The organism is Candidatus Magnetobacterium casense (genome assembly GCF_019173545.1).
GTDB lineage: Bacteria > Nitrospirota > Thermodesulfovibrionia > Thermodesulfovibrionales > Magnetobacteriaceae > Magnetobacterium > Magnetobacterium cryptolimnobacter.
Window position 1 is genome coordinate 1 of record NZ_JABXWD010000731.1, and the last position, 1213, is coordinate 1213.

A 1213-nucleotide genomic window follows, 5' to 3' on the forward strand; every position below is an offset into this window, starting at 1 on the left:
ATCAATGGCAAAAGAGGTATTTAAGCGGACGAAGCCGCATGTGAACGTAGGTACGATAGGGCATGTAGATCATGGGAAGACGACGTTAACATCGGTGATAACGCATGTATTGTCGAAGCAGGGGTTGGCGAAGGACAGGCCGTATGATTCGATAGACAAGGCGCCGGAGGAGAGGGAGCGTGGGATAACGATAGCGATATCGCATGTGGAGTATGAGACACAGAAGAGGCATTATGCGCATGTGGATTGTCCTGGTCATGCAGATTATGTGAAGAACATGATAACGGGAGCAGCGCAGATGGATGGTGCGATATTGGTGGTAAGTGCGCCTGATGGGCCAATGCCGCAGACGCGGGAGCACATATTATTGGCGAGGCAGGTGGGGGTACCGAGGATAGTGGTATTTATGAACAAGGTGGATATGTTAGAGGATCCTGAGTTGCTGGATTTGGTGGAGATGGAGGTGCGGGAGTTATTGAGTAAGTACAATTTTCCTGGGGATGAGATTCCCGTTGTGAGGGGTTCTGCGCTCAAGGCGAATGAGTGTGGGTGTGGGGGCGCGACGTGTGGTAATTGTGGTCAGATATTGAAGTTGATGGATGCGGTGGACACGTACATACCTAATCCTGTGAGGGAGATAGACAAGCCGTTTTTGATGTCTGTGGAGGATGTGTTTAGTATTAAGGGGAGGGGGACGGTAGGTACTGGTAGGGTAGAGAGGGGGAGGGTGAAGGTAGGGGATGAGGTTGATGTGGTGGGGATCAAGCCTGATATTAAGAAGTCGGTGGTGACTGGGGTAGAGATGTTTAACAAGACGTTAGATGAGGGGCAGGCGGGAGATAACCTTGGGGTGTTGTTGAGGGGGATAGAGAAGGAGGATTTGGAGCGTGGGCAGGTATTGGCGAAGCCTGGCAGTATAACGCCGCACAAGAAGTACGATGCTGAGGTTTATATATTGACGAAGGAGGAGGGTGGGAGGCATACACCGTTTTTTAATGGATATAGGCCGCAGTTTTACTTTAGGACGACGGACGTGACTGGGGTGGTGACGTTAACTGGAGGTGCCGAGATGGTGATGCCTGGGGACAATGTAAAGGTGAGTGTGGAATTGTTAACACCGGTGGCAATGGATGAGGGGTTGAGGTTTGCTATCCGTGAAGGTGGAAAAACTGTGGGCGCTGGCGTCGTTACTAAAATCAATGAATAAATTATA

1 protein-coding gene is annotated in these 1213 nt (G+C 50.5%); it reads left to right on the forward strand.

Annotated features, from left to right (window positions below; genetic code table 11):
- Positions 1-4 precede the first annotated feature (4 nt).
- Positions 5-1207, forward strand: a complete 1203-nt coding sequence (gene tuf, locus HWQ67_RS19145) for an elongation factor Tu (RefSeq protein ID WP_218254291.1) — start codon at positions 5-7, stop codon at positions 1205-1207.
- Positions 1208-1213 lie beyond the last annotated feature (6 nt).

What these genes read in the sequence shown, in the direction of transcription:
- tuf (WP_218254291.1), top strand. Translation starts at nt 5, where the DNA reads ATGGCAAAAGAGGTATTTAAGCGGACGAAGCCGCATGTGAACGTAGGT.